This window comes from Chitinimonas sp. (assembly GCF_041904975.1).
Lineage (GTDB): Bacteria > Pseudomonadota > Gammaproteobacteria > Burkholderiales > Chitinimonadaceae > Chitinimonas.
On the sequence record NZ_JAYRLZ010000049.1, the window covers coordinates 1 to 19,991 of the forward strand.

Genomic DNA, 19,991 nt, shown 5'->3' on the forward strand with positions numbered 1-19,991 from the left:
CCACTATCCGCGAGCAAGTTGCTGGCCTATGCAATGAGGGATACAGACTGGCGCGGGCAGCTTGCCGAGCAGTACAAGGCCGCCGTGTCGCCGCTGCATGGCTTTCGGGCCGATCTGCTTGAGCGCGGCCGGCATGGCCTCGATGACTGGGCGGCGCAAGCGGCACTAGCCGAGCAGGATTGCGAGGCGGATGAAATTGCCGAGGTCGAGCCGGATGCCGTCGCTGGGTTGGTGCTGCCTCCCCGTGCGCGACTGCTGCGGCAAGCGGAAGCGGAAGCCGACGATGACGCGCGCCATGTATTGGTTGCCCGCATTGAAGCGCTGCAGGATGACGTTTGCGGTCGGCTCGCCAGCGCCTTGGCCCAGATCTGGGCGGCGGCGGATTGCCCGCCGTCCCGATGGCTGCCGACATTTCACCTTTGCATTGAAAACGCTACGACCGTGCAAGCGCAAGCCAAGCAGGTCGGCAATTTGCAGGCCGAAGTATGCCGTCTAGGCCCACTTGCCGCGCAAGCCGAGCGCCAGCGTAGCGAGACGGTAGAGGCCAATCAGCGCCACACGGCAGCGGAGCGGGCCGCATGGCTAATGGAAGCGCTCGGCAAATGGCGGCAATCGCCCCGCCCGCCTAAATACTGGTATGGCAAACGGCCCAATATTTCCCAACTGGCCGAGGCTGTTTCGGCCAGTTTCCCCGGTGTGCCGGTCAAGACTATCGCCGATGAACTCGGCAAGCATCGCGCTAGTTTCCGGGACTAGTCTCGGAAAGTACGGCGGCTTGTTTCAATGCATCCACTGGCACCGCATGGCGTGCCTTGAGACCGCAAAGGAGCAAGTCAATATGCAAGCCACCATCCGCCCCAACCACAGCAAGGCCAAGGCGCCGACGGTTGCGCCACCCCGCGCCCACTCGGATAGCGCGCCCGCCCCGCTATCCCTGCTGCGCCTGCCGGAAGTGCTCAATCGCTGCGGCTTGTCGCATTCATCCGTATGGCGCTTTATCAAAGCCGGCACCTTCCCCGCGCCGGTGGTGCTGGGGGCAAATTCGCGCGCTTGGGTGGAAAGTGAAATCAACGGCTGGATTGCCGAGCGCATCGCCGCGCGTGGCGAACAGAAATGCGGTGTGCAATGAGCAGCACGCCGCTGGCAAGGGGGATCAAGACGCGATTGGCCAATCAGCGCTACAACCGCCAGCTTGACCGGGAGTTGGCCGTGATCGAAGCCGGGCACCGGGCGGGGCGGCCGTACTGGCGGCCGGCCGACTTCCCCGCCGCTGGTGCCGGACTGCGGCCCGCCCGGCGAATATCTCGCTATCTGATGACCTTGCGCCTGCTGGCGCCGTCCGCCATGGCCCGCCGAAGCGGCCTGACGACTCACTAAGGACTCCACCATGAACACCTTGAAAACGACCGCCAATGCGGCCGACGGGGCCGGCTACGCCGACAATCTGATAACCCGGCTAGTGCAGCTGTGCTGCCGACTACCCGAACCGTGCGCCGTGGCGCTGCTGGCGCTGGCCGTGCTTGCGCTGGATCGACTGAGCTGGGGGGCATGACCATGGCGCGCATCGACCTATTGCAACTCAAGGAGGCCGCCCGCAACCGTTGGCCGGCCATCCTGCAAGCGGCCGGCATCGAGCCGCGCTTTCTGGCGCGGCGGCACGGCCCTTGCCCGGTGTGCGGCGGCAAGGATCGCTTTCGCTTCAATGACCGCGACGGGCGCGGCACCTTCATCTGTAACCAGCATGCCCCCGAGGGCGGCGACGGCTTTACCCTGCTGGCCGCTTGGCTGAATCGTTCCTTTATCGAGTCGGCGCGTTGGGTGAGTGACTACTTGGGCGGCGCTGCCGTGGCGGCAAGCACAGCGCCCCGTCCCGATCCGGCCAAGGTGGCAGCCGAGGCGGCGGCGCGCGAGGCCAAGCGGCGGCAAGCGCAGGAACGCAATCTGGCCCGGTGGCGGGCGGCTAGGCCAGTGACGGCAGATTCCCCCGTGGCGACGTATCTGCAGCGGCGTGGCATCGCCCTGTCCGCCTTTCCTGCCGCCCTCCGCTGTCATGCCAGCGTGGATTACTGGCAGCACAGCGACAACGGCAAGCCGGTGAAGCTGGGCAGCTTCCCTGCCATGCTGGCGGTGGTGCAAGGCCCGGTCGGCGAGTTGGTCGGCCTGCATCAAACCTTCCTTACCCCGGACGGCCACAAGGCCGCCGTGCCAGCGGCGAAGAAGTGGACCGCCACCAGCGGCGAAGCACGCGGCGCGGCAGTGCGGCTGTTCCCCGTCGGCCCGGTGCTGGCGGTGGCAGAAGGCATCGAAACAGCCTTGGCGGTGCGCGTAGCCAATGGCTTGCCAGTGTGGGCGGGTTTGTCGGCCTTTGGCGTGGCGCACATGGCACTTCCCGAGGTCGTCGGTGAGGTATTCATCTTTGCCGACCATGACGCTAACGGCACCGGCCAGCAGGCGGCCGAGACACTGGCGGCCCGCTGTCTGGCGGAAGGACGCACGGTGCGGGTATTGCTGCCGACCACGGCGGGTTGCGACTGGTTGGATGTGTTGACCGATGCCAAGCGGGAGGCGGTGTGATGAGCGGGCACATGAACGACGATATGCAGCGGCTGCGGCATCCCGAACAGTCGCCGGCCCGGCAGCCGGCGGCCAAGGCGCGCACCAAGCCGGCAGCGGACAGCGAACCGGCCGGCGTGACCGGCTACACCTTGCGCGACGATGGCCTGTATTGGGCTAAATCCGACGACGCCATGCCGATCAAGCTATGCGGCTGGCTGCGGGTGCTGTCGCACACGATGAACCGCGACGATGCCGACGTGGGCCTACTGCTGAGCTTCCGCCACTACATCACCGGCGGCACGGTGGAATGGGTGGCGCCGCGCCGGCTGCTGTACGCGGAAGGCTGCGCCGAGCTGGTGGGCGGGCTGGTGGATCGGGGCTTGTGGCTGTCGACCAATCCGGCCGCGCGGCGGGCGCTGGCGGCCTATCTGGTGGGCAGCCAGCCGGGCAATACCGTGCGCTTGGTGCGAACGGTGGGCTGGCATGGTGACGCCTTCGTGTTGCCCGATGGCGTGGTGGGCGCGACGCCGGAGCCGTTGCGCTACCAGCCGCGCGGGCAGGCGCCGGCCCACTTCCAGACGGCGGGCACGCTGGCCGGCTGGCGCGAGTCGGTGGGGACGCTGGCGGTGGGTAATCCGCTGCTGGTGTTGTCCATCGGCATGGCCTTGGCGGCGCCGCTGCTGCGGCTGGTGGGACTGGATTCGGGCGGCTTCCACCTGTACGGCAAGAGCAAGGACGGCAAGACCGCCATTTGCGATCTGGCCGGCTCGGTGTGGGGCAAGCCCAAGGGCTATCGCGTGACGTGGAGCGGCACGGCAACCGGCATTGAGTACGCCAGTGAAACCTTCAACGATCTTCCGATGGTGCTGGATGAAATCGGGCTTGCCAAGCCGCAGGATGTGCATCTGGTGATCTACCAGCTTTCGCAGGGCGTGGGCAAGGCACGCGGCCGGGCCGACGGCGGCTTGCGCGAGCTGACGCGCTGGACTTGCGCCGTACTGTCGAATGGCGAGCACGATCTGTCCACCTATCTGGCCAGCGGCGGCATCAAGGTCAAGGCCGGCCAGTTGGTACGCTTCATCAACCTGCCTGCCGCCCGGGCACATGGCGCCTTCGACGCGCTGCACGGGCATGGCTCGCATGCCGAACTGGTGGCCAGCCTGTACCGAAGCGCCGGCCAGCACTACGGCACGGCCGGCCCAGCCTTCATGGGCAAGCTGATCGAGGCCGGCGCCGAGCGTCTGCGCGAGGTGGCCGACGACGCGCTGCGCGCCTTCGCGGCCCGGGTGCTGCCGGGCGACGCCAGCGGCCAAGCGCGGCACGCCTGCCATTACTTCGCGCTGGCGGCGCTTGCCGGCGAGCTGGCCAGTGAATGGGACTTGACCGGCTGGCCGGCCGGGGCGGCCACCGAGGCGTGCGCCGAGCTGTTCGCCGGCTGGCTGGGACAGCGTGGCGGAGCAGGCGAGCATGAGCACGCCGAGTATATTCGCCATCTGCAAGCCTTTCTGGAGAAGAACGGCCAAGGCATGTTCACGCCGTTTCAGGGTGAGGACGCGCCGCCGCCGACCGAGGAAGCGCACCGGCCGCGCACGCTGTATCAGGCGGGCTTCGTGCGGGAGGAAAAGGAGTACACCAGCGGCCAGATTTACGACGGCGGGCGTGACGGCGAGCCGGCGCCGGTCGGCAAGGTGGTGAGCACCGCGCGCACCTACTACATCACCCCGTCCGCTTGGCGCGACACGGTGTTCGCCGGACTGGACGCCCGCGCCGCCGCCCGCCACCTGCTGGTCCTTGGGGTGCTAGATGGAGGCCGGGAAGGCGGCAAGGCGTCGCCCTATCGCAAGGTGCGTTTGCCCGGCATGGGCAGCAAGCCGGTGAACTGCTATGTCGTCGGCCCCAAGCTGTGGGAGATCGAAGCATGAGCGGCGAGGCGCTGGGTAGTGGTTTCTTCGCGGCGCTGGGCGGGTTGGCCACGGCATCGGGCAGCCCACCGGCTGACATGGAAGCGGGCGCGTTTCGGGTGGATGTTCCGGAAAGCTTCGGAACATGTTCCGAAGGTGAAAAATGCAAGCCATTGAAAAAAAACAATGTTCCGACTGTTCAGAATGTTCCGGATATTTTTGATAGGAGGGGGAGAGGGGCCGGAGGCGAGGCCGGCGAGGAGGTATCTCCCGCGTTACGTGGTCCGGATAATCCCCGGGATTGGATAGCGTCGCCGTCTTTTGAGCGGCTGCTGTCCGAGCTGGCCGAGGCGACCGCCTGCATCCCGGCCGAGGTCGCCAGCATTCGCCGCCAACTGGCCGGCGACCCCTCCTTGCTGGCCAGTTTGGTCAAGGTAGCCATCGGCTACGGTTGCCCGTCCGCCCTGCAAGCGTGCCAAGGCAATGGGTCCTTACTGGAGTAAGGGCAATACGGGTCAGGCAGGCGCGCAATCGCGCTAGCTGATGGCAGCAAGAGTTAGTGAAATGGTGGCAGGTGAAAGATAGCGCTTGGCTATCAATGCAGGGACGGCCAGTCTGGTTAATGTAGCCACCGGCTACGGTTGCCCGTCCGCCCGGCAAGCATGCCAAGGTAATGTGTCCTTACTGGGATAAGGGCGAAGACGGGGCTGGCAAGCCCGTTCTCTGTCTACCTGAAGTCGCCCCTAGACTTCCTTCCTTGGTGCAGCGGGCTTGCCGGGGTAGGGGCGGTCAAAATCCCTTGGCCGCCTAGGCCCGCCGACCGCGCTCAGTTCGTTTGTTTGAGCGAGACCGAAAAACTATAGGGGGGGTCAAAAATATGGCACTGGTGATGAGATCGCGCTACCGGATAGCAATAATGCTATCGGCTTGGGCGATTGGCCGGCAGTGAGTTGGCAAGCCGCCAAGGGCGGGCAGAAAGTCCGGCAGGGGGCAGGCTGGTGTTTCAGCCTCGCTTTACGCCTTCCGCACGAACGGCAGCACCACCGCGCCAGCCTTGAGGCTGTCTAGGTAGTCCGCCCAGCGCTGCATCATCTCTCGCCGCCGGGCGAGGTGGGCGGTGCGGTTGTAGGCGCGGCCATTTGGGTCTTTCACCGCATGGGCAAGCTGGTGCTCGATGAAGTCCACCCGCTCTTCCAGTTCCTCGTCTAGCACCGTGCGCGCCATGGCGCGGAAGCCGTGCGGGGTCATTTCATCATTGCCATAGCCGAGCCGGCGCAGGGCCGAGCGCACGGTGTTGTCGGACATGGCCCTATCCTTCGACAGCTCGCTCGGAAAGACATAGCGGCCGCCCCCGGTCAGCGGCTGCAACTCGGTCAGGATCGCCACGGCCTGCATGGCGAGCGGCACAACGTGCTGGGTCTTGGTCTTGGTGACGAAGTAGCGCCATTCGCCGGACGCAAGATCGACATCGGCCCACGCCATTTGCCGCAACTCGCCCGGCCGCTGGAAGAGCAGCGGCGACAGGCGCAGCGCGCAACGCGTGACGAACGAGCCGCTGTAAGCGTCGATATCGCGCAGCAAGGCGCCAATCTTGGTCGGGTCGGTAATGGCGGCGAAGTGCTTCTTCTGCGGCTTGGCTAGTGCGCCGATCAGGGCGTGCGCCGGGTCTTGCTTGGCCCGGCCGGTCTGGATGGCATAGCGGAACACCTGGCTGCAATTGCTGCGGGTGCGGTGCGCCGTTTCCAGAATGCCGGCCGCCTCAATGCGGCGCAGCACCGCCAACAGCTCGGGGGCGTCAATATCGCCAACCGGCCGGCTGCCGATCCACGGAAAGACGTGGTTCTCCATGCGCCCCAGCACCTTGCTGGTGTTGGTGGCCGCCCATGTCGGCGCCTCCTTGGCAATCCACTCGCGGGCAATCACTTCGAAGCTGTTGCTGACGGCTTCACGGCGAGCCGTCTTGCGCACCTTTTTGTTCTGCCCGGGATCAACGCCAGCCGCCAGTAACTCGCGCGCCTCTTCCCGTCGCTTTCGTGCAACAGCAAGAGATACTTCCGGGTAAACACCTAGCGCCAGCGTCAGGCGTTTGTTGTCGAAACGGTAATCCATCCGCCAATACTTGCCAGCCGGTTTCACCAGCAAGTACAGGCCATCGGCGTCGGTAAACTTCGCCGGCTTGCCGTCTGGCTTGGGCTTGGCGTTTTTGCAGGCGGTATCGGTCAGCGGCATGACGGTATCTCCCCCTGACGGTACTTTTGTTGACGACACTTGCTGATACCGTCAAAAGTACCGTCGCAAATGACGGTATGTCGTGACCCGGGATGATACGCCGTAAAACAACAAAAAACCCGCAAGCCAGTAGCTGTGCGGGTTTAGAGATGGCTTGCGATGCAATGAAATTAGGTTTTGGTGGCTATGACTGGACTTGAACCAGTGACCCCAGCATTATGAGTGCTGTGCTCTAACCAGCTGAGCTACATAGCCAACAAAGAGGGCGCGATTATCCACATCGTGCCCCACTTCGTCAAGCCTGTTTCACCCCTTGCTTACAGCAAGGCCGACCGATCATCCCGCCGAAAGCCTGGCAACAGCGCCGCCAGCGCCAATTCCTTGGAAAAACCGATCACTTTGAACAGCTCGCCCATCTCGGCCGGACCAAGCAGTTTTTGCGTAGCCGCCGCCGCCTGAAAGTAAGCTGGTGTATCGAGCGGCAACGTGCTCAACAGGTCCAGCACGCCCGCATCGATCAGGAAGGAGGACTGGGCGGTATAGCCTTCCAGCACCCAGCCTGCGGCGTCACCTGCGCGCCAGATTGCGGAAAAATCCACATGAGTAGTGATGTCCTCGAGCCCGGGCAGATGGAACGGGTCATCGTGAGCGTGATGGCGGTAGTGGCACATCAAGGTGCCGCGATGGCGCTGCGGATGGTAGTACTCGTCCTGGGCAAAGCCGTAATCCGGCAAGATCAGCGCGCCGCGCCGGGTGATGCGGGCAAGCGTGGCAACAAAGGCGCAGGCTTCTGGCTGGATTTCGGTCAGATAGCCGTCAGGCAGATCCATACCCATCAGGTGCTGCACGTACTCGATATCGGCCAGCGGACGGGTGCGCCAGACCAAGCCTTTGTCCCAAGCGACACCGCGCTCCAGCCAGGCATCGCCACGCCGCTCGACCAATCGACAAGGCATGGCATCGAGCACCTCATTACCGACCATGCAGCCAGTGAACTGCTCCGGCAGCCGATCCAGCCAGACCACCCTTGGCAGCAAATCAGGTAATTGCGTGGCAATCCGCTCGCGCTGCCGTTGCGCCAGTTCGGCGGAAAGCTCCAGGATCAGATAGCGCTCCGGCAAGCGGCCCATTTGCGCCAGCTCGGCCAACAAATCGACCGCCAGACAACCCGAGCCCGCGCCAATCTCCAGCACATCGCCGCCGACCGCCTCCAGCACGGCCGCCACCGGCTGCGCCAGTGCACGACCGAACAGCGGCGTCAGCTCGGGCGCCGTGACAAAGTCACCAGCCGCGCCAAACTTGCGAGAGCCGCCGCTGTAATAGCCAAGCCCCGGCGCATACAGGGCCAGTCGCATATAGTCGGCGAACGAGATCCAGCCAGACTGCTGGTCGATGCATTGGCGGATATGCGCCAGCAAGGCCGCACTGGCCCGCATTTGCTCGTCAGTGGGCGCAGGAAGTGAGGCCATGTGTTAGATTCACCGCAGTCAAAACCGCAGTTTAACGAGAGGCGAACATGCAGGGCAAAGTGGCATTGATTACCGGCGGCGCCAAACGGGTTGGCGCACAGATTGTGCGCACCCTGCACGACTCCGGCTGGAACATCATGCTGCATTACCGCAGCTCGCTCAGCGAAGCGCGCGCCCTGGCCGCCGAACTCAACCTGCAACGCGCCAACTCGGTGGCGCTGGCCCAGGCTGATTTGCTCAATATCGCCAGTCTGCCGGTACTGATCCAGCAAACCATCAGTCAATTCGGCCGGCTTGACGCCCTGGTCAATAACGCCTCAAGTTTTTTCCCGACCCCGCTGGGCGAGATCACCGAAGACAGCTGGATTGACCTGATCGGCAGCAACGTCAAGGCGCCCCTGTTCCTGGCGCAGGCAGCCGCGCCCGAGCTGAAAAAAACCGAAGGCGTCATCATCAGCATTGTCGACATCCATGTCGACCGCCCGATGAAGCACCACGCGGTGTATACGATAGGCAAGGCCGGCTTGCTTGCCATGACTCGCGCCTTGGCCCGCGATCTGGCACCGGAAATCCGCGTCAATGCAGTGGCACCCGGCGCAAACGTCTGGCCCGATGCAGACTCGGTATTTGATGAAGTTCACCGGCAACGCATCATCAGCAGTATCCCGCTCAAGCGGGTTGGCGAGCCGACAGACCTGGCCCGCACCATCCGCTTCCTGATCGACGATGCGCCCTATATCACCGGCCAAGTCATCAATGTCGACGGCGGAAGAAGCATTTATCTATAAGGCAAAAGCAGATTTCCCTGTAAAATCACGCCCTTTTCGCATTTTCAGGGCGCCGATATGGATGCCATTGCCGCAACTCAGCACACCACCGACGCCGATCAAAAGGCCAAATACAATGCCGACAAACTGGCCAAACGCTTGCGCCATGCCGTCGGTGACGCGATTAATGATTTCGGGATGATCGAGCAAGGCGATCGCATCATGGTCTGCCTGTCGGGTGGTAAAGACAGCTATACCATGCTCGACATTCTGCTGAGCCTGCAAAAAAGCGCGCCGATCGATTTCGAGCTGATTGCCGTCAATCTCGACCAGAAGCAACCCGGCTTTCCCGAGCATGTCCTGCCCAACTACCTGGAAGGCTTGGGCGTGCCCTACAAGATTGTCGAAGAAGACACCTATTCCATCGTCAAGCGGGTAGTGCCGGAAGGCAAGACCACCTGCGGGCTGTGCTCGCGCTTGCGGCGCGGCATTCTCTACCGGGTGTCGGACGAGTTGGGCTGCACCAAAATCGCGCTCGGCCATCATCGCGACGATATTCTGGAAACCCTGTTCCTGAACATGTTCCATGGCGGCAAGCTCAAAGCCATGCCGCCCAAGCTGGTCAGCGACGACGGCAGGCATATGGTGATACGCCCGCTGGCCTATTGCCGAGAAAAGGATATCGAGCGCTATTCGCAGATGCGCGGCTTTCCCATCATCCCGTGCAATTTGTGCGGCTCCCAGGCCAATCTGCAGCGGGTGGTGATCGGCGACATGCTCAAGGACTGGGATAAACGCTATCCCGGCCGGATCGAAACCATGTTCCGCTCCCTGCAAAATGTTGTCCCCTCACACTTGGCCGACCCGAAGCGCTTTGATTTCAAGAATCTGCAGACGCAGGATCATCCGTTTGAAGATGGCGATACCGCATTTGACAGCATCGAGCTAGCCGAGCCCGCCACACCGCTGGGCATCGTGAATATTCTTGATAGTCGCGACAAACAACAGGGCTGCCACTGATGCTGAGAATGGGCAAACGACTGCATAAATCGGTCGGCGACGAAACGGTGGTTGATGTCAGCGAAAAGGACGGCATACGCTCGCTCCACTTGGGCTCGGATGCCATCCAGAGCTCTATGCGCATCAAAGACCCGTATGAACTGGTATTGGGCTATAGCCGCTGCCTGTTCGCCTTTTTGTTGCTGCGCGAACCGCCTCGCGAGATGGTGATGATAGGCTTGGGCGGCGGCTCGATACCGAAATTCATCCATCGGCATATACCCGAAACCCGCTGCACTACCATCGAGTTATTGCCACAGATTATTGCAGTGGCCCGCTCCATGTTCTGCCTGCCACCCGACGATGAACGGCTAAAGGTGATCCAGGGCGATGGGGCCGCCTACATCACGAATATGGTCGAGCCGGTTGACGCCATCTTGCTGGACGCCTTCGGCCCCAATGGCATTGCCGAATCATTATCAACCGAGGCGTTTTTCGGACTTTGCCATGATCGCCTGACCGCAGACGGCGTATTGCTAGTGAACCTGTGGGGCTCGGACCCGAAGTTCAATGCCTATGTCGACCGACTGTCCCGCGCATTCGACTCCCGCATCCTGTGTGTGCCAGCCCGCCAGAAAGGCAATGTGGCAGCGCTGTGCTTCAAGCGCAATTACCACAACCCGACTTGGGCATCGCTGACCGAGCGAGCCACCGAGCTGGAGCAGCGCTATCCGCTGGAATTTCGCGAGTTCGTCTCCGACCTCGCGAGAATGAATGTGCATAACGAACGCAGATTGATCATCTAACGCCTAACTGAAGCGTCAGACCAAGCCAACGCTCGCCTTGCCAAGGCTGTCTTTCAGACGCCGTGGCACAGAAAGAACATTGATTCATTGAGCGTATACAGCAAGCTCGCCGCGTCAGCACCACCACCAACAGCCCGTCACCACAAGGTTTGGCGACCATTGCGCAAGGCGAAAGCGAGCCGCCAGTATCACCTCGCTTTCCTTCACCTCGCCAATGTGAAAAAATCGAGACAACTTAACGATTTTCACGGTGATAACCATGCTCGATCGAGACGGCTATCGCCCCAACGTTGGCATCATCATTTGCAACGACAGAAACCAGGTTTTTTGGGGCAAACGGGTACGCGAACATTCCTGGCAGTTCCCACAGGGCGGCATCAAGGCAGGCGAAACCCCCGAACAGGCAATGTTCCGTGAATTACTGGAAGAAACCGGCCTGCGGCCGGAACATGTACGCATTCTCGGCAGAACCCGTGAATGGCTGCGCTATGACGTACCCACCCACTGGGTACGCCGCGAATGGCGCGGCACGTACAAGGGGCAGAAACAGATCTGGTTTCTGCTTCGCCTGGTCGGTCGCGATTGCGATGTATCCTTGCGCGCATCGCACCATCCAGAGTTCGACGCCTGGCGCTGGAACGAGTACTGGGCACCGCTTGAAGCCGTCATCGAGTTCAAGCGCGGCGTCTATGAACAGGCCTTGTCAGAGCTTTCGCGTTTTTTGAACCACCAACCCAAGCCTACGCATTTGCGTCGGCAACACGCACCACGTTGATCGCGGCATCGCGGCAAAAACTCCCGCGATACGGCGCCCCCTCGCATGTCGGAAGCCAGAAAACCAAGGCTTCCGTGGTATTTTCATGAAAATTTATAAAGAAGCAGTTGGTTGCAGTGCACAAGACCGACTAAAATCCCGACCATGCGCCAAAAAATTCTTGTCTCTGGAGGAGCGGGCTACATCGGCAGCCACACCTGTGTGGAACTGCTGGCAGCCGGCTATGACGTTGTCGTAGTCGACAACTTCTCCAACAGCAAACCAGCCGTTCTGGATCGCGTAAGTCGCATCGCTGGCCGTGATGTCACTTGGTACGAAGTGGATTTGCGCGACAAATCCGCCTTGGCTCGGGTGTTCGCTCAGCATACCTTCTCGGGCGTATTGCACTGCGCAGGCGTCAAGGCAATCGACGAAGCGCAGCGATTTCCACTCAAGTACTACCAGCACAATCTGGAAGCCAGCCTGACGTTGATCGAAGCGATGACCCAGCATGGCCTGCGTCGCTTGGTGTTCAGTTCCTCAGCAACCGTTTACGGCGAGGCCGCTCGCGTGCCTTATCGCGAAGAGGCGCCGTTGGCGCCCAACACCGTGTACGGTCGCAGCAAAATGATGGTGGAAAACGTGCTGCAAGATCTGGTTCAGGCCGATCCAAGCTGGCATATCGCCATCCTGCGCTATTTCAACCCGGTTGGCGCGCATTCAAGCGGCCTGATTGGCGAAGACCCGAGTGGCATACCGGGCAACCTGATGCCGCATATTTGCCAGGTTGCCATCGGCAAGCTCGATGAGCTCGCCATCTTTGGCCATGACTATCCTACGCCTGACGGCACCGGGGTCCGCGACTATCTGCACGTGATGGATCTCGCTGAAGGCCATGTCAAAGCGCTTGAGTATGTTTGCCGCGAGTCCGGCCTGCTGACACTGAATCTTGGGAATGGCCGAGGCTACAGCGTTCTGGAGATGGTGCGCGCTTTCGAGCATGCTTGCTCGCGCAAAATCAATTATCGCTATGCGCCACGTCGCGCAGGCGACCTGGCAAGCTACTATGCCGATGCACGTCGTGCCAACGAGGTGCTTGGCTGGCGCGCCCATCGTGACTTGTCAGAAATCTGCACCGATGCATGGCGCTGGCAATCCCAGAATCCGGAAGGTTATTCCTGATTTCATCGTTTGATATTACTCGTCGGAGTTCATTTTGATACTCGTTACTGGCGGCGCCGGATTTATCGGCGCCAATTTTGTTATTGATTGGCTCGAAAATCATGACGAGCCCGTGATCAACCTCGACAAGCTCACTTACGCCGGCAATCGTGACAGTCTGGCCAGCTTGGCAAACAATAGCAAGCATCAATTAGTAGTGGGCGATATTGGCGACCGAGCCTTGCTCGACACGCTTCTTTCGCAGCACCGACCCCGCGCCATTATTAACTTTGCGGCAGAGTCGCACGTCGATCGTTCGATTCATGGCCCGATTGATTTCATCAATACGAATATCCTTGGTACATTCCATCTTCTGGAAGCTTGCCGGTCCTATTGGCAGGCGCTACCAGCGGCCAAAAAAGACACGTTCAGATTCCTGCATGTATCGACCGACGAAGTTTACGGCTCGCTTGAAGCCTCCGATGCGGCCTTTACCGAATCCAACCCCTTCCAGCCGAATAGCCCCTATTCTGCATCGAAGGCCGCGTCCGACCATTTGGTACGCGCTTGGCATCATACTTACGGGCTGCCGGTTTTAACCACCAACTGCTCCAATAATTACGGCCCATTGCAGTTTCCGGAGAAGCTGATTCCATTAGTCACTGCCAATGCATTGGCAGGCAAACCATTGCCAATCTATGGCGACGGAATGAATGTACGCGACTGGCTTTATGTTGGCGACCATTGCAGCGCCATTCGCCGCGTCTTGGCAGATGGCAAACTGGGCGAAACCTATAATATTGGCGGCTGGAATGAACAGCCCAATATCGACATCGTCCATATGATCTGTGACTTGCTTGATGAAATGCGCCCTCGCGTCGACGGCGCCAGTTACCGCCAGCAAATCACATTCGTAAAGGATCGTCCGGGGCATGATAGGCGCTATGCGATCGACGCACGCAAAATCGAGCGGGAATTGGGCTGGCGCCCGGCTGAGACATTTGCCAGCGGCATTCGTAAAACCATCAGCTGGTATCTGGAACACCAAGAATGGGTAGAACGCGTAACGTCAGGTGCGTATCGCCAATGGATTGACACCAATTACTCTGAGCGGACATCAGCATGAAGGGCATTATTCTCGCAGGTGGATCGGGTACCCGGCTATATCCGGCAACCAAGGCAGTTTCGAAGCAGCTGCTCCCTATCTACGACAAGCCCATGGTGTATTACCCGCTCACCACTTTGATGCTGGCGGGCATTCGCGACGTACTGATTATTTCGACCCCGCAAGATACACCGCGCTTCGAGCAATTATTGGGTGATGGGTCCCAATGGGGTATTCGCATTCAGTACCGCGTTCAGCCAAGTCCGGATGGGCTCGCCCAGGCATTCCTGATCGGTGAAGACTTTATCGGCGACGATAGCGTCGCCTTGGTATTGGGCGACAATCTGTTCTACGGGCATGATTTCCAGAAGCTGCTGACAAATGCCGCACAACGTGACACCGGTGCGACGGTTTTTGCCTATGCCGTCAATGATCCGGAACGTTATGGGGTGGTGGAATTCGACGCGACCGGGCGGGCAATCAGCCTCGAAGAGAAGCCGAGCAAACCGCGCTCGCGCTATGCCGTTACCGGCCTCTACTTCTACGACAACCGCGTGGTCAATATCGCCAAGTCGATTAAGCCATCACCACGAGGCGAGCTTGAAATCACAGACGTCAATTCACAATACTTGGCGCTTGGCGACTTGAACGTGGAAATCATGGGCCGTGGCTATGCCTGGCTTGACACAGGCACCCATGAGTCGATGCTGGAAGCATCGCTATTCATCCAGACACTGGAAAAACGCCAAGGTCAAAAGATTGCCAGCCCGGAAGAAGTTGCGTTTCGCCAGGGATACATCGATGCGGAGCAACTCAAAACACTGGCCGCTCCGATGCTCAAAAACGCCTATGGGCAGTATCTTCTAGGCCTCTTGGCCGACGATAGTCCACTGCGCTGATGCGCATTGGTGTCCTGCTTCCTACGCGCAATGCGGGTGCGCAATGGCGGCGCTGCCTGGAAGGTCTCCGTCGACAGACCCAGCACGTTCACCGCGTGCTGGTGATCGACTCATCATCGACGGACGACACACGCGCTATCGCGGAGGCTTTTGGATGCGAGGTGATTGTCATTGATCAAGCCGACTTTGACCATGGTGGGACTCGCCAACTCGGAGTTACTGCACTCGCTGACTGCGACATTGTGATCTGCATCACCCAAGACGCCATCCTGGACGACCCGACCAGCCTTGCTAAGCTTTGCTCGGCGTTTGCTGATGTGGATGTCGGCGCCGCCTGGGGCGCTCAACAGCCGCATGCCGATGCGACGCCCCTGGCAAAACACGCTCGCAGCTTTAACTACTCCACTGCTTCGCGCGTCGTCACCTATGCCGATCGGGTCCACCTCGGGTTGAAGTGTGCCTTTGCCTCAAACTCCTATTGCGCTTGGCGAACATCCGCATTGGCGCGCATCGGGGGCTTTGAGCCTGCAACACTGTTTGGAGAAGACATGCTCGCCGCAGCAAAGCTGCTACGCGACGGCTGGAAAATTGCTTACCAGGCAGACGCCCTGATATTCCATTCGCATAACTACAGCGCATTGCAGGAGTTCAAGCGATATTTTGACATCGGCAGCTTTCACCAGACTGAGTCATGGCTAATCCGCGAATTTGGCAATATCGGCGGCGAAGGAATGCGCTTTATCCGTAGCGAACACCAATTCCTCGCTGGCCATGGAATCATCTGGCATGCAAAAGCAATCCTTCATACCGCCGCCAAATTCGCAGGGTATCGCCTTGGGCTGCTCTCCGCTCACCTACCCACTACCCTATGCACAATGCTGAGCATGAACCCTGGCTGGTGGGCCCATCTCAATAAGCGCCATCGCGCCGAATAACCACCCATACCGTCTTCGCAAGGATAAATATATCCAGTGCAAGGCTCCAATTCCGCACATAGTACGCGTCAAGCAATACTCTGCGACGATATGTGGTTTTATTTCGCCCGCTAACCTGCCACAAGCCTGTCAAACCAGGTCGCACCGAAAGATAGTCAGGCAAATACTTACCATATCGACGTAGCTCGGCGTTAACAATGGGCCTAGGGCCAACCAAGCTCATATCTCCACGTAGCACATTCCACAGTTGCGGAAGTTCATCCAGACTAGACTTCCGCAAAAGATTTCCCAGCCTGGTAACTCGAGGGTCGTGTTTCAACTTGAATTCGCGTTCCCATTCAAGCTTGGCGCCTGGATTGCTCGCCAGATATTCAGCCAAGCGTGCTTCGGCATTTGGCAGCATAGTACGAAATTTGAGGCACTTGAATGTCACTCCGGCGCGACCAACGCGCACATGCGAGAAACAAACACTGCCGCCCTCCATCATCAGCAATATCGAAATCAGAGCCATAAATGGACTGAGAATCAACAGTGCACAGATAGCCAACACCAGATCGACAATTCGTTTCAGCCGAAGCAATGCCACCCTGAGGTAAGCCTTATTCAAGGCAAAATCTTCCTCAATACGGCCTCGTTCAGCTCACCAATATAGGCTTCGCCAATGCTACGCAGGAGTACAAACTTGATACGACCACTATCAACTTTCTTATCTTGCTGCATTAGCTCAAGCCAACGTGTGTAGCCGAGCTCGGGAACATCGATGATATGCCCGGCAGCCTCAAGCAGCGCCACGATACGCGCACAATCTGGCTCGCTCAGGTCGCCAGCCATATTGGCTGCGCGAGCCGCCAACACCATGCCAACGGCTACCGCCTCACCATGCAAGCGTACGCCGTAACCTAGCCCCGCCTCTATGGCATGACCAAACGTATGCCCCAGATTGAGCAAGGCGCGTACCCCAGACTCTCGTTCATCTGCCGCAACCAGTTCAGCCTTGATCTCGCACGATCGGGCGATAGCATATTCAAGCGCTGAGGGATCCCTTTCCATCAGGCGAACAATGTTTTGGCTCAGCCAATCAAAAAAGTCCCGATCCGCAATCAAGCCATATTTGATCACCTCTGCAAGGCCGGCCGAAAACTCCCGATCCGGCAAAGTCTTAAGAAACTCAAGATCGATCAACACCATGCGCGGCTGATAAAACGCGCCAATCATGTTTTTGCCTCTGGCATGATTTACACCAGTCTTGCCACCAACAGAGGAATCGACTTGCGCCAGCAAGGTTGTCGGAATTTGAAAGAAGGGCATGCCTCTTTGGTAGATAGCTGCCGCAAAACCAGTGATATCGCCAACGACTCCACCGCCTAAAGCAACCAGTGCTGTTTTGCGCTCGCAGCGCATTTCCAGCAAGCGATCAAGCAATACCTCGATTGTCTCCAGTTGCTTATGCGCCTCGCCATCAGGAAGCACGACCGCAGAAACATCAACTCCCTCTGCGACCAGCCTGCTTTTCACGTGATCAAGATATAAAGGAGCAACGGTTTCGTTGGTGACAATCACAGCACGAGCTTGAGGCATGGCAGAAACAAGTTCCGTACTGCACTCCGTCAAGGCATCACCGCCTATAAATATCGGGTATGCGGCATTCGGCAATTCGACATTGATTCTATGCATGGCGTTTCTGGATATCTCTGAGTATTTGCTGAGCTTGATGCTGTACACTTTGCTGACTGGTATCCACGATCATATCTGCGATTTCTTGATACAGCGGATCGCGCTCCCGATACAACATCTCAAGCCGTCCGCGCGGATCAGCGATTTGCAATAATGGCCGATTCTTGTCCAAGCGGGTTCGCTGGTACAAATCCTCCGGCGATGCACGCAAGTAAATCACGAACCCATTGGCTGCCAAACAACTTCGATTCGCAGCACTAAGGACAGCGCCACCACCCGTCGCCAGTACCAAACCCTGCCGACGACACAGATCATGGATCGCTTCTGTTTCGCGACTTCGGAAGCCAGCCTCACCCTCTATGTCGAAGATGGTCGGGATTCGCACTCCCGTGCGTGCCTCCACTTCATGGTCAGAATCGACGAAGTCCTTGCGAGTAAGCCTCGCCAACGCACGCCCGACGGTGGTCTTGCCCGCCCCCATCAATCCTATAAGAAAAAAATTGCCCGGCAAATTCATGCCGGGCATTGTAACGCAGTCTTGCGACTATTTGACCAGAGACTCTGCCGGTAAAATCTTCGGCGTGATGAAGATCAGCAACTCGGTACGCTGTTTGGATACTGACTTTTTCTTGAAAAAATTCCCAAGCAAGGGCACGTCGCCAAGCAGCGGTACTTTGTCTTCCGTACCATTCTCGGCTGACTCATAAATTCCGCCCAATACGGCAGTATCACCATTGCCAACCAGAACATTGGTATTCACAGACTTCGTGTCAATTGCGGTACTGCCATTAAACGTGGTCGGGGAATTCTTTTCCACAACCAACTCCATGTAGACACGACCATCAGGGGTGATTCGCGGCGTCACATCCAATGTCAGCGTGGCATCCTTATACGTCGACGAAACGTTCCCGTTTCGATCCAGAATCAGGATAGGGATTTGTGTACCTTGCTTGATCGTCGCTTTGGTTTGATCGCGGGCAACCACCCGAGGGCTGGAAATAATCTTTCCTTTGCCTTCCGACTCCAACGCCTGCAACTCCAGGGATATCAGGGCGCCAACCGAGGCGTTGAAAATAGACACACCGAAGTCACCACCACTCGAACCGGCCGAAGGCAGATTTACGTTTGCATTCCGCTGACTCAAAAAGTCTGTCTGGCCTGTCTTTACGGCAGATCCGGCGCCGGTCCCCGATCCACTACCAGAGCCTGACGATGAAGATGAAGATGACGACGAACTCTGTCCGGATCCGGCGAGATTAAAGCCGGTCAAAGTATCGTAGACATTATTTCCATTAAACCGCTGCGCTGCTAGTGCTAGCCGACCGCCAAGGGTCCTGCCGAAAGTATCTGATGCCGAGACGATCCGAGCCTCAATCAGTACTTGTTTGGCCGGAACATCAATTTTCGCCACCAGTTTTTCGATCTGAGCCAACCTGGAGGGTATGTCCTGTACAAACAGGATATTATTATTCGGTTCAACCAAGGCCGTACCGCGCTTGGTCAGAATCGATTGCTTCTCGTCAGTCAATATTTTCTTGAATGCATCGACCTTGAGGTAATTCAGCTGAAATGACTGCGACCGCAGCGGCTCAAGATCTTCGACCTGTCTACTGGCTTCGAGTGCCAGTTTCTCGCGACTGGCAATCTCGTCACGCGGTGCAATCCACATCACTGACCCATTTTCGCGCTTATCCAGCCCCTTGCTCTGCAGAATCAGGTCAAGCGCTTGGTCCCAAGGCACATCCTTCAAGCGCAGGGTGAGGTTCCCCGACACCGTATCGCTGGTGATGATGTTTTTACCAGTAAACTCGGCAATAACCTGCAGTACGGTACGAACCTCGACGCTTTGGAAGTTCAACGACAATTTGTCGCCTTTGTACACAGGCTTATCCAATGCAGCCAGTTTTTTGGCCTGCTCATCAATGTTGCGTACATCAACAATGAATCGATTATCTGCCTGGTATGCCGAGTACTCCCAGTTTCCACGAGGAGCTATTACCATTTTTACAGAATCGCCTTGCGTATAGGTATCAACGGTCTGCACAGCAGTACCGAAGTCCGCCACATCCATATGACGCTCAAGCTGTCGGGGCAAACTGGTCTTTGCAAACTCCAGCACCAGGTCCTTCCCCTGCTGGCGAATATCGATGCCAACTGCTGCGGTAGTCAGATCGACAATAAGGCGCCCCTCTCCTGCATCACCTTTTCGGAAGTCGACATCTTTTATCGCCTCTTTTCCTGAGGCAGCGACGGCAGACGAAAACTGCGCAGATGTATTTTTGACCGTGGCCACGTTGTCGATAGCATTGCTATCAAGCACGACAAGCAACTTGTTTCCATCGATCTTGGTTTCGTATCCACTACCCTTAACCAAGCCAAAGACCATCCGCGTGCGACCATTTGCCTCAGCTAGGCTGATGGCCTTCAAATTGCCGCCAGCAACCGGAATGGACGTTTTCCCGGTACCGTTGGTCATGTTCAAAAAGTCGAGCGCAACGCGTGGGGGCGTATTCACCGCAAAACTGGCCGGCGCGGCACGCAGGTCACTCTTGAAGGTAACGGTAATCTCTTGCCGATTAGACGTTTCCGTTTTCACGTCAACGGACTTGATCACATTTGGCTCTTCAGCGAGCACAACGGCTGCCCAAAATGTAAACATAGCAAGGGCAATGCGTTTCAACATGCTGTGCTCTTTCATTTCTTTTGCTCCGTTTCATCAAGCGACAACACACTGGT

22 protein-coding genes and 1 tRNA gene are annotated in these 19,991 nt (G+C 58.7%); 15 read left to right on the forward strand and 8 right to left on the reverse strand.

Features of this window, described 5'->3' with window-relative positions; genetic code table 11:
- From ACE3OH_RS07015 to ACE3OH_RS07045, 7 genes are all read left to right on the forward strand, one after another.
- A partial coding sequence (locus ACE3OH_RS07015; protein WP_374350023.1) for a hypothetical protein occupies positions 1-756 on the forward strand: 756 nt, incomplete at its 5' end.
- Positions 757-838: 82 nt separating this feature from the next.
- Entirely contained in the window at positions 839-1,129 is a 291-nt protein-coding gene (locus ACE3OH_RS07020; protein WP_374350026.1) for a helix-turn-helix transcriptional regulator, read from the forward strand.
- Positions 1,126-1,377, forward strand: coding sequence for a hypothetical protein (locus tag ACE3OH_RS07025; protein WP_374350029.1), 252 nt, complete (start codon positions 1,126-1,128; stop codon positions 1,375-1,377). Before ACE3OH_RS07020 ends, ACE3OH_RS07025 begins: the two co-directional genes overlap by 4 nt.
- Before the next feature lie 10 nt (positions 1,378-1,387).
- Positions 1,388-1,552: a hypothetical protein gene (locus ACE3OH_RS07030; protein WP_374350032.1), complete on the forward strand. Its 165-nt coding sequence runs from the start codon at positions 1,388-1,390 to the stop codon at positions 1,550-1,552.
- Between the two features lie 2 nt (positions 1,553-1,554).
- Positions 1,555-2,574, forward strand: coding sequence for a toprim domain-containing protein (locus tag ACE3OH_RS07035; RefSeq protein WP_374350037.1), 1,020 nt, complete (start codon positions 1,555-1,557; stop codon positions 2,572-2,574).
- Positions 2,575-2,585: 11 nt separating this feature from the next.
- Complete coding sequence (locus ACE3OH_RS07040; RefSeq protein ID WP_374350040.1) at positions 2,586-4,478, forward strand: DUF927 domain-containing protein; 1,893 nt, start codon at positions 2,586-2,588, stop codon at positions 4,476-4,478.
- Positions 4,475-4,960: a hypothetical protein gene (locus ACE3OH_RS07045; protein ID WP_374350042.1), complete on the forward strand. Its 486-nt coding sequence runs from the start codon at positions 4,475-4,477 to the stop codon at positions 4,958-4,960. Before ACE3OH_RS07040 ends, ACE3OH_RS07045 begins: the two co-directional genes overlap by 4 nt.
- A gap of 511 nt (positions 4,961-5,471) precedes the next feature.
- Here ACE3OH_RS07045 and ACE3OH_RS07050 read toward each other — a convergent pair.
- The 3 genes from ACE3OH_RS07050 to ACE3OH_RS07060 form a co-directional block, all read right to left on the reverse strand.
- A complete protein-coding gene (locus ACE3OH_RS07050) occupies positions 5,472-6,686 on the reverse strand; it encodes a tyrosine-type recombinase/integrase (protein WP_374350045.1) in 1,215 nt (404 codons plus the stop codon).
- Between the two features lie 178 nt (positions 6,687-6,864).
- Positions 6,865-6,941, reverse strand: a tRNA-Met gene (locus ACE3OH_RS07055).
- A 62-nt stretch (positions 6,942-7,003) separates the two neighbouring features.
- On the reverse strand, positions 7,004-8,155 hold the full coding sequence (locus ACE3OH_RS07060; protein WP_374350050.1) for a class I SAM-dependent methyltransferase: 1,152 nt from the start codon (positions 8,153-8,155) through the stop codon (positions 7,004-7,006).
- A 47-nt stretch (positions 8,156-8,202) separates the two neighbouring features.
- Here ACE3OH_RS07060 and ACE3OH_RS07065 point away from each other — a divergent pair, with 47 nt between their 5' ends.
- Positions 8,203-8,943 (forward strand): pteridine reductase, encoded by a 741-nt coding sequence (locus tag ACE3OH_RS07065; RefSeq protein WP_374350052.1) that lies wholly within the window; start codon positions 8,203-8,205, stop codon positions 8,941-8,943.
- Here the strand turns inward: ACE3OH_RS07065 and ACE3OH_RS07070 are convergent.
- Entirely contained in the window at positions 8,938-9,132 is a 195-nt protein-coding gene (locus ACE3OH_RS07070) for a hypothetical protein (protein ID WP_374350082.1), read from the reverse strand. The two genes, ACE3OH_RS07065 and ACE3OH_RS07070, sit on opposite strands and share 6 nt — an antisense overlap.
- Between ACE3OH_RS07070 and ttcA the strand changes: the two genes are divergently transcribed.
- The 7 genes from ttcA to ACE3OH_RS07105 all read left to right on the forward strand — a co-directional run bounded on the left by ttcA (position 9,082) and on the right by ACE3OH_RS07105 (position 15,581).
- Positions 9,082-9,942 (forward strand): tRNA 2-thiocytidine(32) synthetase TtcA, encoded by an 861-nt coding sequence (gene ttcA / locus ACE3OH_RS07075; protein ID WP_374350077.1) that lies wholly within the window; start codon positions 9,082-9,084, stop codon positions 9,940-9,942. The two genes, ACE3OH_RS07070 and ttcA, sit on opposite strands and share 51 nt — an antisense overlap.
- 8 nt (positions 9,943-9,950) lie before the next feature.
- On the forward strand, positions 9,951-10,727 hold the full coding sequence (locus ACE3OH_RS07080) for a polyamine aminopropyltransferase (protein ID WP_374350055.1): 777 nt from the start codon (positions 9,951-9,953) through the stop codon (positions 10,725-10,727).
- Positions 10,728-10,986: 259 nt separating this feature from the next.
- A complete protein-coding gene (locus tag ACE3OH_RS07085; protein WP_374350057.1) occupies positions 10,987-11,502 on the forward strand; it encodes an RNA pyrophosphohydrolase in 516 nt (171 codons plus the stop codon).
- 144 nt (positions 11,503-11,646) lie between these two features.
- Entirely contained in the window at positions 11,647-12,663 is a 1,017-nt protein-coding gene (gene galE, locus ACE3OH_RS07090) for a UDP-glucose 4-epimerase GalE (RefSeq protein WP_374350060.1), read from the forward strand.
- A 31-nt stretch (positions 12,664-12,694) separates the two neighbouring features.
- Positions 12,695-13,768 carry a dTDP-glucose 4,6-dehydratase gene (gene rfbB, locus ACE3OH_RS07095; protein WP_374350079.1) on the forward strand — a complete coding sequence of 358 codons (1,074 nt, stop codon included), beginning with the start codon at positions 12,695-12,697 and terminating at the stop codon, positions 13,766-13,768.
- Positions 13,765-14,646, forward strand: a complete 882-nt coding sequence (gene rfbA, locus ACE3OH_RS07100; RefSeq protein ID WP_374350063.1) for a glucose-1-phosphate thymidylyltransferase RfbA — start codon at positions 13,765-13,767, stop codon at positions 14,644-14,646. The genes rfbB and rfbA overlap by 4 nt, the downstream gene beginning before the upstream one ends.
- Entirely contained in the window at positions 14,646-15,581 is a 936-nt protein-coding gene (locus ACE3OH_RS07105; RefSeq protein ID WP_374350065.1) for a glycosyltransferase family 2 protein, read from the forward strand. Before rfbA ends, ACE3OH_RS07105 begins: the two co-directional genes overlap by 1 nt.
- Here the strand turns inward: ACE3OH_RS07105 and ACE3OH_RS07110 are convergent.
- Genes ACE3OH_RS07110 through pilQ form a run of 4 tightly spaced genes read right to left on the reverse strand, consistent with a single transcriptional unit; the run spans position 15,556 to position 19,953 of the window.
- Positions 15,556-16,188 (reverse strand): sugar transferase, encoded by a 633-nt coding sequence (locus ACE3OH_RS07110; RefSeq protein WP_374350068.1) that lies wholly within the window; start codon positions 16,186-16,188, stop codon positions 15,556-15,558. The two genes, ACE3OH_RS07105 and ACE3OH_RS07110, sit on opposite strands and share 26 nt — an antisense overlap.
- The gene (aroB, locus tag ACE3OH_RS07115; protein ID WP_374350070.1) at positions 16,185-17,255 is read right to left on the reverse strand and encodes a 3-dehydroquinate synthase; all 1,071 of its coding nucleotides are present in this window, start codon (positions 17,253-17,255) and stop codon (positions 16,185-16,187) included. Before aroB ends, ACE3OH_RS07110 begins: the two co-directional genes overlap by 4 nt.
- Entirely contained in the window at positions 17,248-17,781 is a 534-nt protein-coding gene (locus ACE3OH_RS07120) for a shikimate kinase (RefSeq protein ID WP_374350073.1), read from the reverse strand. Before ACE3OH_RS07120 ends, aroB begins: the two co-directional genes overlap by 8 nt.
- Positions 17,782-17,799: 18 nt before the next feature.
- Complete coding sequence (gene pilQ, locus ACE3OH_RS07125; RefSeq protein WP_374350075.1) at positions 17,800-19,953, reverse strand: type IV pilus secretin PilQ; 2,154 nt, start codon at positions 19,951-19,953, stop codon at positions 17,800-17,802.
- Positions 19,954-19,991: the final 38 nt, after the last annotated feature.